Source organism: Sphingomonas sp. NFR04 (genome assembly GCF_900114095.1).
GTDB lineage: Bacteria > Pseudomonadota > Alphaproteobacteria > Sphingomonadales > Sphingomonadaceae > Sphingomonas.
In genome coordinates this window covers 152,185-164,516 of sequence record NZ_FORV01000002.1, presented here as the reverse complement: position 1 = coordinate 164,516, position 12,332 = coordinate 152,185, and the positions used below count along the sequence as shown (strand labels likewise).

Below are 12,332 nucleotides of genomic sequence, written 5' to 3'. Positions count from 1 at the left end.
TCAGGCACAATTGCGCTATAAGCGCTGCTTCCCGTTTGAGGATAAGGGTCGTTCTGAAGTGATGATGGGTGTGGGCAGGATTGCGGGAACGGGTGCGAAGTGGCTGGCCGGCGCGGGGCTTGCTGCCCTGGCGACGATGGCGATCGCCCAGACCTCCGCGGGGCAGGACGGCGTGAACAACGGGCTCGATCTGCCGAGCACGCTGGAATTCTTCGGCAAGGCCGATCCGAACATCCGCAAGCCCACCGCGATCGTCAACGATTACGTGATCACCGGCACCGAGGTCGACCAGCGCGTCGCGCTCGTCACCGGCATGCAGAAGCTGACCCTGAAGCCCGAAGAGCGCGAGCAGCTCAAGCTCGCCATGCTCCGCCAGCTGATCGACGAGACGCTCGAGATCCAGGAGGCCAAAGCCAACGAGATCAAGGTCGATCCGCGCGAAATCGAGAGCAGCTTCAGCCGCGTCGGCACCCGCTTCCAGAAGACGCCCGACCAGATGCGCGCCTGGCTGCGCGAGATCGGCTCGTCCGAGCGCTCGATCAAGCGCCAGATCGAGGCGGAGCTCGCCTGGAGCCGGCTGCTGCGCAAGCGCGTCAACGTGAATGTCGGCGAGACCGAAGTGAAGGCGATGATCGATCGCCTAACCGCCCAGAAGGGCACCGACGAGTTCCACGTCTACGAAATCTACCAGAACGCCACGCCCGATCGCGCCGAGGAAGTGTCCGGCGGCATGAAGAAGATGATCGAGCAGATGCGCTCGGGCACGCCGTTCGACTATCTTGCCCGCACCTATTCGCAGAGCTCGACCCGCGCGCGCGGCGGCGATCTTGGCTGGATCCAGCCGGCGATGCTGCCTGAGCAGCTCGCCCAGGCGGTGCAGGAGATGCAGCCGGGCCAGGTTGCCGGGCCGATCCCGCTCTCCGCGGGCTTCTCGATCGTCTACCTGGCGGACAAGCACAAGGTCGGCATCTCCGATCCGCGTGACGCCCGCCTGAGCCTCCGCCAGCTGTCGCTCGCCTTCGCCAAGGGCACCACCGAGGCCCAGGCCAGCACCCGCGCCGCCTCCTTCGCCAAGGCGACCCAGGCGATCCGCGGCTGCGGCGACGTGAGCAAGGTGGCCGCGGCCGAGGGTGCCGAAGTGGTCGACCGCGACAATATCGTCATCAAGGACCTGCCGCCGGCGCTGCAGAACCTGATCCTGCCGCTCCAGGTCGGCCAGGCGACCCAGCCCTTCGGCTCGATCGACGATGGCGTGCGCGTGCTGGTGATCTGCGGCCGCGACGATCCGCCCGCTGCCAACACCCCCTCGGTGGAGCAGGTGCAGGAGCAGCTCGAGGACCAGCGCGTCAACCTCCGCGCCGAGCGCATGCTGCGCGACCTGCGCCGCGACGCGCTGATCGAATATCGCTGACGTGACGGTGGGAGGCGCCCCGCTGCCTCCGCTCGCCGTCGCCATGGGCGACTCGGCGGGGATCGGGCCGGAAATCACTGCCAAGGCGTGGGAAGCGCGCGGGGCCGAGCGCCTCGCGCCGTTTTTCGCGGTGGGTGATCCCGCGGCGGTGCGCGCCGCGTGGGGCGGCCCGATCGCGCCGATCAGCGATCCGCGCGAAGCGCTCGCGGTATTCGGCGACGCGCTCCCGGTGCTGCCGATCGGCGATACCGGTCCCGTGGTGGCCGGCGCGCCTTCGCTCGGTACGGCGCATATCGCGCTCCAGTCGCTGGAGGTGGCGACGGGCCTCGCCAGCGCGGGTGCCGCAGGCGCGCTGGTGACGGGCCCCGTCTCCAAGTCCCAGCTCTATGCGATCGGCTTCTCGCACCCCGGCCAGACCGAGTTCGTCGCCGAGCGCTGCGGCATCACCGCGGACAACGCCGTGATGATGCTCGCCGGGCCGACGCTGCGGGTGGTGCCGATTACCGTCCATGTCCCGCTGGCGCGGGTGCCCTCGCTGATCAGCGTCGAGTTGATCGTCGCCAAGGGCCGCGTCACCGCGCGCGGGCTCCAGCGCAATTTCGGCATCGCCAACCCGCGGCTCGCCTTTGCCGGGCTCAACCCGCATGCGGGCGAGAACGGCGCCATCGGGCGCGAGGAGATCGACGTGCTGGCACCGGCGATCGAGCAGCTCCGCGCCGAGGGGATCGACGCGCGCGGGCCCTACGCCGCCGACACGCTGTTCCATGCCCGCGCCCGCCAGGGCTATGATGCGGCGCTGTGCCTCTATCACGACCAGGCGCTGATCCCGATCAAGACGCTCCATTTCGACGACGGCGTCAACCTGACGCTGGGCCTGCCGATCGTCCGCACCTCGCCCGATCACGGCACTGCCTTCGGCATCGCCGGGCAGGATGTTGCGCATCCCGGCGCGATGATTGCCGCCATCCGTATGGCCGCCGAGGCGGCACAGCGCCGGGCAGAAGCCGCCGCGTGACTGCCCTCCCCCCGCTCCGCGACGTCATCACCAGGTACGGGCTGAGCGCCAGCAAGGCGCTGGGGCAGAATTTCCTGTTCGACGGCCAGCTGCTCGGCCGCATCGCTAAGGTGCCGGGCGACCTCGCCGGTGCCGAGGTGTTCGAGGTCGGCCCGGGCCCCGGCGGCCTTACCCGCGCGCTGCTCCAGGCCGGGGCCAGCGTCACGGCGGTCGAGCGCGATCGCCGCTGCATCCCTGCGCTGGAGGAACTGGGCGGCTATTTCCCCGACAAGCTCCGCGTGATCGAGGGCGATGCGCTGGAGGTCGACGCGCCGGCCCTGTTCGCCGGCAAGCCGCACGTCGTCGCCAACCTGCCCTATAATGTCGGCACCGCGCTGCTGGTCGGCTGGCTCTCGGCCGAATGGCAGCCCTGGTGGGCGAGCCTGACGCTGATGTTCCAGAAGGAAGTCGCCGAGCGCATCGTCGCCCAGGCCGGCACCGAACATTATGGCCGGCTCGCGGTACTCGCCCAATGGCGGAGCACGCCGCGAATCGCGATGAACGTCCATCGCTCGGCCTTCACCCCGCCGCCCAAGGTGATGTCGGCGGTGGTCCACATCGTCCCCGGCGAAGCGCCCGAGGGCGTCCAGCTGCGCATCCTGGAGGCGGTGACGGCCGCGGCCTTCGGCCAGCGCCGCAAGATGCTGCGCCAGAGCCTCAAGTCGGTCCCCGGCGCGCTGGCGGCACTGGAGACGCTCGGCATCGACGCGAGCCGCCGCGCCGAAACCGTCAGCGTCGCCGAGTTCGTCGCGATCGCGCGCGAGCTCGGGCGCGGCTAGGTAGTACACTCTTAAGTCAGGAATGCTCGAAACCGCCCAATTGACGACATTAGCCGCTTTAGCGAAGCTGGCGTATGAGGATCACTTTGCTCTTTGCGGCCTTGCCGCTCGTAGGTAGCCCTGTCGCTGCTTTCTCTCCGACGAACATAGTGGCGCCACCTAAGGTACGGACCGTATGCGAGTTAAAAAACATGGCTGCGCGTCACCAAGATGGCACTGAAGCCGTTAGTGTAACAGCTCTCGCCTACTACGATTTTGAACATCGCTACTTTCTCCAGGATATCGGGTGCTCTGATCCAATTGACGGAACGGGCTTAATTCAAATCGAATTGCCTAATGGCTATCGGATAGAAGAATTTCCAGAACTATTGAAGCTCTCGTCTCAGTCTTGGTTGGCCAGCATGGCCGGCAAGAAGCCTCGATGCACCTGCGTGGGCGCCGCCTCCTTTGAGCACGGCCAGGTCACCTTCATCCTTGAAGAAGCCGAAGCAGTTTGGGCTTCCGACTAACGCGCATGATGGACGTCCGCTTCCCACCAAATTCGGACACCCGGGCCGGCTACCGACAGCAGTCGTTTATGAGTTCACGACCTAGTCTCCGGCGGAGCGGAACAGCCGCAGCACCGGTACCAGCGAGGCGTGATCGTCGGTCCAGCCGGTGAAGCCCGGCTGGCCAACCAGCGGCCGCCATTCGCCATCGCGCGCCTTCAACGCTGCCAGCACCCGCGGCGAGCGGCTGAGCGCGATCCAGTCGGACACGGCGCCTTCGTCCTGCCGCTCGAGCGCGCTCGGCACATGGACCAGCCGCAGGCCCTGCCAGCCGCCCGCCTTGGCAGCACCCGCCACCACCGGCCCGAGCGCGAGGAAGCGGTTGGAGATATGGACGAGCAGCAGCCCCTCCGGCGCCAGCACCCGCCCATAGGTGGCGAAGGCCTCGGCGGTCATCAGGTGCATCGGCACCGCGTCCGAGGAGAAGGCGTCGAGCGCGAGCAGGTCGAGGCTGGTCGGTGGCAGCTCGCTCAGCCGAAGCCGCGCATCGCCGATCAGGATCTGCGCCTGCGGGGCGCAGAGGCGCAGGAAGCTGAACTTGCCGCTGTCGCGGGCGAGATGCACGACCGCCGGGTCGATCTCGAAGAAGCGCCACGACTGGCCGGGCTTGGCATAGCAGGCGAGCGTGCCGGTGCCGAGCCCGACAACCCCGATGCGGGCATTCGCCCCGTACAGCGCGGGTGCGGCGAGCATCGCCTGCCCCACACCCGATCCTGCCTGGTAATAGGTGGTCGGCCGCGTCGCCCGCGCGCCCTTGAGCTGCACGCCGTGTACCGTGGTGCCGTGTGCGAGCCGGCGCTGGTCGGGCTGGTCGCTCACCGTGTAGACGCCGAAATAGCTGCGGGTACGCGCGCCGCTGAGCGACGTCTCGATCGCGGTATAGCCGCCGAACAGGAACAGCCCGCCCGCCAGCGCCATCGCGAACGGCCAGCGCGCGCCGATCGCCACCAGCCCGATCACCGCCACCGCGACGAATCCGAGCTGGATCTGGATCGGGCCCAGCAGCTGCGCGTGCAGCGCGACGACCACGATCGCCACCACCGCGGCGCTCAGCGCCAGCCCGGCGGGCAGCCGATAGCGGCTCGCCCAGAGCCGCGCGAACTCGCCGGTCAGCGCACGCTGCGGGATCAGCAGCCCCGCCGCGAGGATCAGCAGCGGATACTCATAGGTCCAGTCGAACAGCACCGGTGCCAGCAGCCCCGAAAACACGCCGCCCAGCGCCCCGCCCACCGCCATGGCGAGGTAGAAGCCGGTCAGCCGCTCGGGCGGCGGCCGCAGCGCATAGAGCCGCGCATGGCAGGCCACCGCCACCGCGAACAGCAGGACCAGGCCGATCAGCGCGTTGAAATAGGCCAGCCGCGAGTCCCCGGCGACCAGCGCCGCGCCGAACAGCAGCAGGACCAGCGGCACGCAGCGTTCGAGCAGGTCGTCGAGCAGCGCCGAGCTACGGAAGGCAACGGGGAAGCTCAGCAGGTACAGCCCCAGCGGCAGCACCCAGAGCAGCGGCACGGCGACGATGTCCGTCGTCAGGAAGGTCGTCGTCGCCAGCATCAGCCCCGAGGGAACCAGCGCGAGCAGGATCCAGCGCCCCCAGTCGCGCGCCACGGTAGCGGGGCAATCGGTACGCGGCGCGGGCAGCGCCTCGCTTTTGGGCAGCCGGCTTGCGCAGGCGAGCACCAGCAGCGTCACCAGCGCATAGCCGATCGTCCAAAGCCAGCTCTGGCTGCGCAGCCGCAGCAGCGGCTCGACCAGCAGCGGATAGGCGAGCAGGCCGCCGAAGCTGCCGATGTTGGAAGCGGCATAGAGCGCATAGGGGTCGCGCCCATGGCTCGCCACCGCGTACCAGCGCTGGAGCAACGGCGCCTGCGCCGAGATGGCGAGGAACAGCGGTCCGATCGCCGCGACGAGCAGCCACGGCACCCAAAGCGCGGGCTCGGCCCCCGCGGGCACCTGCATCGATCCCAGCCCGATCGGCAGCCATAGCGCCGCAACGGCCAGGACGCCGAGATGCACGCCCGCCTGGGTGCGCACGCGGAACCGTCCCAGCCAATGCGCATAGCCATAGCCGACGAGCAGCAGCGCCTGATAGACGAGCATCGCCGAGTTCCACACCGCCGGCGCGCCGCCGAGCCGGGGCAGCGCCATCCGCGCGACCATCGGCTGGATCAGGAACAGCAGGAAGGAACCGCCGAGAATGGCCGCAACGAACCATGCGCGGCGCGCGCCGCCGGCCGGCGCTTGCGGGTCCGTCACGACCGCGCGACGCGATGGATGTGGTGGCACCGCGAGTCGGGAATGACCGTCGAACGGTCGATGTGGTTGTCCGCGGCGCGCTGCATGCCGATGCCCACATCGCTCTCGGCGCGGTCGGCATCGGTCCAGCCGCGCAGCAGGAGTCGCTCGGTCTCGATCATGGGTGGGGGATGGCGAAGGCGACGCTGGGACGCAAGCGATGGCCTTGCGGATGCACCGGATGCTCGAAATCGGCGAACCAAGTCATGCCGAGCCGCTCCATCAGTCCGCGGCTGGCCTGATTGCACGCCGAGGTGATCGCCACGACGCGGGGTTCCGCACGGTGTTTCCACGCCCAATTCAGAGTCGCCGCCGCCGCCTCGCAGGCATAGCCCTTGCCCCAATGGGCACGCGCGAACATCCAGCCGATCTCGAGCTCGCCGGCGATCGGCGTATCGGGCGCGCCTGGCTTCAGCCCGCAAAAGCCGAGCACCGCGCCGTCCTCCCGCCGCTCGACGACCTGGAAACCCAGGCCATGGCTGGGGCCATAGCCAAGATGCCGGGCGATCGTCGCTCGGCTATGCGCCGGGGTCTTCACCGGCCCGAGGTCGCGCATGACGTCCGGATCGCTCCACATCGCGTGGAGCGCGTCGAAGTCGCGCGGCTCGGGCGGCCGCAACAGCAGCCGCGCCGTCTCGATCACGCGCCGAGCAGCCGTGCCGCCAGCGGCGCGTGATAGGTGAGCACGCCCGAACATCCCGCCCGCTTGAACGCCATCAACGTCTCCAGCACCAATGCCTCGCGATCGCCTGCGCCGACCGCGGCAGCGGCCTCGATCATGGCATATTCGCCGGAGACCTGATAGGCGAATACAGGCACTTCGAACGCGCTCTTCACGCGGGTAACGATGTCGAGATAGGGCAGGCCCGGCTTGACCATCACGCTGTCCGCGCCTTCCGCCAGGTCGAGCGCGACTTCCCGCAGCGCTTCCTCGGCATTGGCCGGGTCCATCTGGTAGGTCTTCTTGTCGCCCTTCAGCAGCCCGCGGCTGCCGACCGCATCGCGGAAGGGCCCGTAAAAGGCGCTCGCATATTTGGCGGCATAGGCCATGATCTGGACGTTGACCTGCCCGTCGCCTTCCAGCGCCGCGCGGATCTGGCCGACGCGGCCGTCCATCATGTCGCTGGGCGCGACGATGTCCGCACCCGCCTGCGCCTGGACCAGCGCCTGCTCGACCAGCACCGCCGAGGTTTCGTCGTTGAGCACATAGCCCGCCGCGTCGACGATGCCGTCATGGCCGTGGCTGGTATAGGGGTCGAGCGCGACATCGGTCAGCACCCCCACTTCGGGCACCGCATCCTTGATCGCGCGGATCGCCCGGCACATCAGATTGTCCGGATTGACCGCCTCGCGACCGTCCTCGGTGCGCAAGCCGTGCGGCGTATTGGGGAACAGCGCCAGGCAGGGAATGCCGAGGTCGCGCGCCTCACGGGCGCGGTCGACGATGCCGGCGAGGCTCCAGCGCGAGACGCCGGGGAGCGCGGCGATCGGCTCCTCTTCCGTACCTTCGGTCACGAACACCGGCCAGATCAGGTCTGCCGGAGTGAGCACCGTTTCGGCATGGAGGCGACGGCTCCAGGCCGAAGCCCGGGAGCGGCGGAGGCGAAGCGCGGGATAGTGGCTCATGCGGCGTCAGATGCGCCTTGATTGCGTGCGTTGCAAGCGTCGCCAAGCGCCGCCGCGCCGAGGGTGAGGATCGAAGTGGCATGCCGCCGCGCGACCTCCAGCGCATCGCTGCCATAACCACCGCCGAGCGTGCTGGCGAACGGAATGCCGCGCCGCCGCAGTGTCTCCGCCACCCAGCGATCGCGCGCGACCAGCCCTTCCCCGCTTAGTCCCAGCCGCCCCAGCCGGTCGTCGGCGAACGGATCGACGCCGGCCTGGTACAGCACCAGGTCGGGATCGAACTGGGCGAGCAGCGGCAGCAGCGTCGCTTCCAGCGTCTCGAGATAGGCGTCGTCCCCCGTTCCATCGGCCAGGCCGACATCGAGGGTCGAGCGGGCCTTGCGGACCGGAAAGTTCTTTTCGGCGTGGATCGAATAGGTGGCGATATCCGATCTCCCGGCGGTCAGCGCTGCGGTGCCGTCGCCCTGGTGCACGTCGCAGTCGACGATCAGCACGCGGGCGGCATGCCCCTCCTCGGTCAGGCGGACCGCCGCGATGGCGAGGTCGTTGAACACGCAATAGCCCGCGCCGGTATCGGCCAGCGCGTGGTGGCTGCCGCCCGCGCTGTTCGCCGCATAGCCTTCGGTCTGCGCGATCCGTGCGGCGAGAAAGGTGCCGCCCGGCACCCGCTCTGATCGGCGCGCGACTGCGGGGGTGACCGGGAAGCCGATCCGCCGCGTCTTGTGCGGCGGCACGCGCGCCTCCAGCACTTCGGCGACATAGTCGGGATCGTGGACCGCCTCTAGCCAGCGCGGCGGCATCGCTTCGGGCGCGTGCCAAGCGATGTGGGTGCCCTCGGCCCGGAGCAGGTCGCGGACGAGGCCGTTCTTGTTCCAGAGATAGGCGCTGCCCGCCGGTGCCGGGGCGACATAATCGGGGTGGTGGACGACGGGTATCACGCGCGCAATTTAGGAACCGGCGTTGGCATGCGAAAGACGACCCTTCCGTCAGGTCCCGCGCCGCTCTAGGGAAGCCACATGACCGATCCCGCTTCGCTTCCCTATCGCCCCTGCGCCGGCGTGATGCTGCTCAACCGCGAGGGCCGCGTGTTCGTCGGCCAGCGGCTCGATTCGACGCTGGAGGCCTGGCAGATGCCCCAGGGCGGGATCGATCCGGGCGAAGACGCGGTGGAAGCCGCCTTCCGCGAGCTTTGGGAAGAGACCGGCGTTGCCCGCCACCATGCCGAGCTGATCGCGGAGGCGCCCGAAGAGCTGCAATATGACCTGCCCGACGACCTGATCGGCAAGGTGTGGAAGGGCAAGTGGCGCGGCCAGCGCCAGCGCTGGTTCCTGCTGCGCTTCCTCGGCGAGGATGGCGACATCGACATCGCCACGGCGCATCCCGAATTCCGGGCATGGCGCTGGGCCGAGCCCGCCGACCTTCCCGAACTGATCGTGCCGTTCAAGCGCGCGCTGTACACGCGGCTGTTGGAGCTGTTCGCCCCGCACCTCGGCTGAGCGCGATCAGGCCGCCCGCCGCGCCGGCATCACCGCAAACGACAGCCCGGTGATCGTTCCCAGCACGACGCCGGAAACGATACCGCCCACCAGTCCGCGGATGGCGATCTCCAGGCTGTTCGGCTCGGCGCTGCCGACCGAAGCCGCAACATAGATACAGGGGAGCGCAGCGCCCCAGCCGATCGCGTTCACCGCGACCCACCAATGCACCTGACCGGCGGCGCGGTGCAGCACGATCGCCTGTGCCGCGCCGAACAGCAACCCAAGCCCCAGTCCGAAGCCGGCAGCAGCGACGGCGGTCTGGAACAGCGTCTCCACCGGCGGCAGCAGCGGGTCGCCGTCGAGCGGCGGAAACACGGCGTACCAGGCGCCGATCGACCAGACGAGGATGCCGACCAGCGTCGTCGCTCCCACCCAGGCGCGCAGATCGAGTGCCGGGAACTGCCGCCGCAGCGCCCAGCCCTGCAGCAGCCCGAGCGTAAGACCCTGGATCAGTCCGCTCAACGCCTTGCCGAAAAAGACGAGCCATTCCGCGGTGGCGCCTACCGGCACCGGATCGTAGCGATCGACGGTAACCCACCACAGGGCCGCCGCGCCGATGCCCAGCAGTTCGCCCGCCGCGCACGCCTCGATCCAGCGGGTGAAGCCATCCTCTTCCTGCACGTTGCCATCCTCTGGGAGCCCGCGATCTTCGGGGGGTGAACCGCCGAGCGCCCCTTTTGTATCGCGATTGAGACACGAGTTTCCCGGTCGCCACAAGCCCGGAAACGGCATCAGGGCAATGCGAAAATGGATACGCACCCGTATCGATGTGAGACGTATTGCCTCTACGTTACTCGAATTCCAGGATGGCAGCATCGACCGCGAGGCTATCACCCGCGCCGAAATGGGCGTGCTTGACGGTGCCCGACCGCTCGGCGCGGAGGATGTTCTCCATCTTCATCGCCTCGATCACCGCCAGCGCCTGGCCGGCCTCGACCTTGTCGCCCGGCTGGACATGGAGGCGCGTGAGCAGCCCCGGCATCGGCGCGAGCAGGAAGCGGCTCATGTCGGGCGGCACCTTCTCGATCATGTGCGCGCGGTACTGCGCGACATGTGGCGGCAGCACCTCGACCAGATGCACGGCCCCGTGCGCGGTGAGCTTCCAGCCGGTGCGGGTGCGATCGACCGCCGTGGCGAATTCCACCCCGTCGATGCGCGCGACGAACTGCGGATCGCCCGCGCGCCAATGGCCGGAGACTTCCAGCGGCGCCTCGTCGCTCGACAGATTGACCAGCAGCCCGGTGTCGCAGCCGTCGACGCTCACGTCGAAGCGATGTTCGCCGATCCGCACCGAACGCTCGGTGGAAAGGGCTACCTCGCCCAGCTGGCCGGAGATTTCCGCCGCCCGCGCGGTGCGGGCGAGGTCCAGCACGACGGCGACCGCGGCGAGGCGGCGCACGAGCGCTTCATCGGCCGGTGCGCCGTGGAAGCCCTCGGGATATTCCTCGGCGATGAAGCCGGTGGTGAGCTCGCCCGAGCGGAAGCGCGGGTGCTGCATGATCGCCGAGAGGAAATCGATATTGTGGCCGATGCCGTCGATCCGGAAGCGGTCGAGCGCGCGGACCTGCAGGTCTGCCGCCTCGTCCCGGGTCGGCGCCCAGGTGATCAGCTTGGCGATCATCGGATCGTAGAACATGCTGATCTCGGAGCCTTCAGTCACCCCGTCATCGACGCGGACGTAGCCCTGCCTCTCAAGCCCCTCCCCTTCAGGGGAGGGGTTGGGGTGGAGGGATTCCAGACCGTCTGTCGGTCTCGGTGCGACACTGCCCCACCCCAACCCCTCCCCTGAAGGGGAAGGGCTACGATACCGCACCAACCTACCCGTGCTCGGCAGGAAGCCGCGATAGGGATCCTCGGCATAGACGCGGTTCTCGATCGCCCAGCCGTCGAGCTTCACCTCGCCCTGTCCGAACGCCAGCTTCTCGCCGACGGCGACGCGGATCATCTGCTCGACCAGGTCGAGCCCGGTGATCGCCTCGGTCACCGGATGCTCCACCTGGAGCCGGGTGTTCATCTCGAGGAAGTAGAAGCCCTGCCCCGTCTTGTCGGCGCCCGAGACGATCAGCTCGACCGTGCCGGCGCTGTAATAGCCGACCGCCCGGGCGAGCGCGACCGCCTGCTCGCCCATCGCCTTGCGCATTGCGGGCGTGACGAAGGGCGACGGCGCCTCCTCGACCACCTTCTGGTGGCGGCGCTGGATCGAGCATTCGCGCTCGTTGAGGTAGACGATGTTGCCATGCTGGTCGCCCAGCAGCTGGATCTCGATGTGGCGCGGGCTCTCGATGAACTTCTCGATGAACACGCGGTCGTCGCCGAAGCTGGCAAGGCCTTCGCGCTTGGTCGCCTCGAAGCCCTCGCGGACGTCCTGCTCGCTCCAGGCGAGCCGCATGCCCTTGCCGCCGCCGCCGGCCGAGGCCTTCATCATCACCGGATAGCCGATCTCCGTCGCGATCCGCACCGCATGCTCGGTATCGGCGATCTCCCCCAGGAAGCCGGGCACGACATTGACCCCGGCTTCCTTGGCGAGCTTCTTCGATTCGATCTTGTCGCCCATCGCCGCGATCGCCCCCGGCGGCGGACCGACGAACGCGATCCCCGCCTCGGCGCAGGCCTTGGCGAAGCTCTCGCGCTCGGAGAGGAAGCCATAGCCCGGGTGGATCGCATCGGCGCCGGTTTCCTTGGCGGCGAGCAGGATCAGGTCCGCCTTGAGATAGCTTTCCGCCGCCGGTGCGGGCCCGAGCCGCACCGCCTCGTCCGCCATCCGCACATGCGGCGCGCGGGCGTCCGCATCCGAATAGACCGCGACCGTGGCAATGCCCATCTTCTTCGCGGTACGCATCACCCTGCACGCGATTTCGCCACGGTTGGCGACGAGGATTTTCTTGAACATCAGAGCTTTATAACCCCTACACACCAAAGGCTGACAATCGCCAAGGCGGCGATCAGAAGAAATAGCGGCGGCCAGACGATGGCGCGGTAGAGCCATGGCCGCCGCAGTTCGAGCCGGAGCATGGAGGGGCTGTTCGCCCAATCGGCGAAGGGGAAGGCAATCGCCCGCCACAGCCAATCGAGCTCGTGCGGCAC

13 protein-coding genes are annotated in these 12,332 nt (G+C 68.5%); 5 read left to right on the top strand and 8 right to left on the bottom strand.

The genetic code is table 11. The features are described from left to right. The first annotated feature begins 61 nt into the window (after window positions 1-61). From BM009_RS06940 to BM009_RS22175, 4 genes are all read left to right on the top strand, one after another. On the top strand, window positions 62-1,411 hold the full coding sequence (locus tag BM009_RS06940; RefSeq protein ID WP_254772227.1) for a peptidylprolyl isomerase: 1,350 nt from the start codon (window positions 62-64) through the stop codon (window positions 1,409-1,411). 1 nt (window position 1,412) lies between these two features. Continuing rightward, a complete protein-coding gene (pdxA, locus tag BM009_RS06935) occupies window positions 1,413-2,426 on the top strand; it encodes a 4-hydroxythreonine-4-phosphate dehydrogenase PdxA (RefSeq protein WP_302847358.1) in 1,014 nt (337 codons plus the stop codon). Beyond that, window positions 2,423-3,244, top strand: a complete 822-nt coding sequence (gene rsmA, locus BM009_RS06930; protein ID WP_093294979.1) for a 16S rRNA (adenine(1518)-N(6)/adenine(1519)-N(6))-dimethyltransferase RsmA — start codon at window positions 2,423-2,425, stop codon at window positions 3,242-3,244. The genes pdxA and rsmA overlap by 4 nt, the downstream gene beginning before the upstream one ends. Window positions 3,245-3,435: 191 nt before the next feature. Then, on the top strand, window positions 3,436-3,753 hold the full coding sequence (locus BM009_RS22175; protein WP_139216573.1) for a hypothetical protein: 318 nt from the start codon (window positions 3,436-3,438) through the stop codon (window positions 3,751-3,753). Between the two features lie 81 nt (window positions 3,754-3,834). Here BM009_RS22175 and BM009_RS06925 read toward each other — a convergent pair whose 3' ends face one another. The 5 genes from BM009_RS06925 to BM009_RS06910 are packed head-to-tail and all read right to left on the bottom strand — an operon-like array spanning window position 3,835 to window position 8,648. Then, window positions 3,835-6,045 carry a spermidine synthase gene (locus BM009_RS06925; RefSeq protein ID WP_175487935.1) on the bottom strand — a complete coding sequence of 737 codons (2,211 nt, stop codon included), beginning with the start codon at window positions 6,043-6,045 and terminating at the stop codon, window positions 3,835-3,837. Beyond that, window positions 6,042-6,206, bottom strand: coding sequence for a hypothetical protein (locus BM009_RS22550; RefSeq protein WP_175487934.1), 165 nt, complete (start codon window positions 6,204-6,206; stop codon window positions 6,042-6,044). The genes BM009_RS06925 and BM009_RS22550 overlap by 4 nt, the downstream gene beginning before the upstream one ends. Further along, window positions 6,203-6,727 (bottom strand): GNAT family N-acetyltransferase, encoded by a 525-nt coding sequence (locus tag BM009_RS06920; RefSeq protein ID WP_254772182.1) that lies wholly within the window; start codon window positions 6,725-6,727, stop codon window positions 6,203-6,205. The genes BM009_RS22550 and BM009_RS06920 overlap by 4 nt, the downstream gene beginning before the upstream one ends. Next, window positions 6,724-7,710, bottom strand: coding sequence for a porphobilinogen synthase (hemB, locus tag BM009_RS06915; protein ID WP_093294976.1), 987 nt, complete (start codon window positions 7,708-7,710; stop codon window positions 6,724-6,726). The genes BM009_RS06920 and hemB overlap by 4 nt, the downstream gene beginning before the upstream one ends. Continuing rightward, window positions 7,707-8,648, bottom strand: a complete 942-nt coding sequence (locus BM009_RS06910; RefSeq protein ID WP_093294974.1) for a histone deacetylase family protein — start codon at window positions 8,646-8,648, stop codon at window positions 7,707-7,709. The genes hemB and BM009_RS06910 overlap by 4 nt, the downstream gene beginning before the upstream one ends. 78 nt (window positions 8,649-8,726) lie before the next feature. Here BM009_RS06910 and BM009_RS06905 point away from each other — a divergent pair, with 78 nt between their 5' ends. Beyond that, window positions 8,727-9,206, top strand: coding sequence for an RNA pyrophosphohydrolase (locus BM009_RS06905; protein ID WP_093294973.1), 480 nt, complete (start codon window positions 8,727-8,729; stop codon window positions 9,204-9,206). 6 nt (window positions 9,207-9,212) lie between these two features. On the opposite strand, the gene BM009_RS06900 is transcribed toward BM009_RS06905, so the two are convergent. From BM009_RS06900 to BM009_RS06890, 3 genes are all read right to left on the bottom strand, one after another. Next, window positions 9,213-9,869, bottom strand: a complete 657-nt coding sequence (locus tag BM009_RS06900; protein ID WP_093294972.1) for a hypothetical protein — start codon at window positions 9,867-9,869, stop codon at window positions 9,213-9,215. Between the two features lie 169 nt (window positions 9,870-10,038). Then, window positions 10,039-12,138 (bottom strand): acetyl-CoA carboxylase biotin carboxylase subunit, encoded by a 2,100-nt coding sequence (locus BM009_RS06895; RefSeq protein WP_093294971.1) that lies wholly within the window; start codon window positions 12,136-12,138, stop codon window positions 10,039-10,041. Beyond that, window positions 12,138-12,332 carry a hypothetical protein gene (locus tag BM009_RS06890; RefSeq protein WP_093294969.1) on the bottom strand — a complete coding sequence of 65 codons (195 nt, stop codon included), beginning with the start codon at window positions 12,330-12,332 and terminating at the stop codon, window positions 12,138-12,140. The genes BM009_RS06895 and BM009_RS06890 overlap by 1 nt, the downstream gene beginning before the upstream one ends.

Excerpts from the sequence above, each read along its gene's own strand:
- BM009_RS06940 (WP_254772227.1), top strand. The coding sequence starts at position 62 with ATGATGGGTGTGGGCAGGATTGCGGGAACGGGTGCGAAGTGGCTGGCC.
- BM009_RS22175 (WP_139216573.1), top strand. The coding sequence starts at position 3,436 with ATGGCTGCGCGTCACCAAGATGGCACTGAAGCCGTTAGTGTAACAGCT.
- BM009_RS22550 (WP_175487934.1), bottom strand. The coding sequence starts at position 6,206 with ATGATCGAGACCGAGCGACTCCTGCTGCGCGGCTGGACCGATGCCGAC.
- hemB (WP_093294976.1), bottom strand. The coding sequence starts at position 7,710 with ATGAGCCACTATCCCGCGCTTCGCCTCCGCCGCTCCCGGGCTTCGGCC.
- BM009_RS06905 (WP_093294973.1), top strand. The coding sequence starts at position 8,727 with ATGACCGATCCCGCTTCGCTTCCCTATCGCCCCTGCGCCGGCGTGATG.
- BM009_RS06895 (WP_093294971.1), bottom strand. The coding sequence starts at position 12,138 with ATGTTCAAGAAAATCCTCGTCGCCAACCGTGGCGAAATCGCGTGCAGG.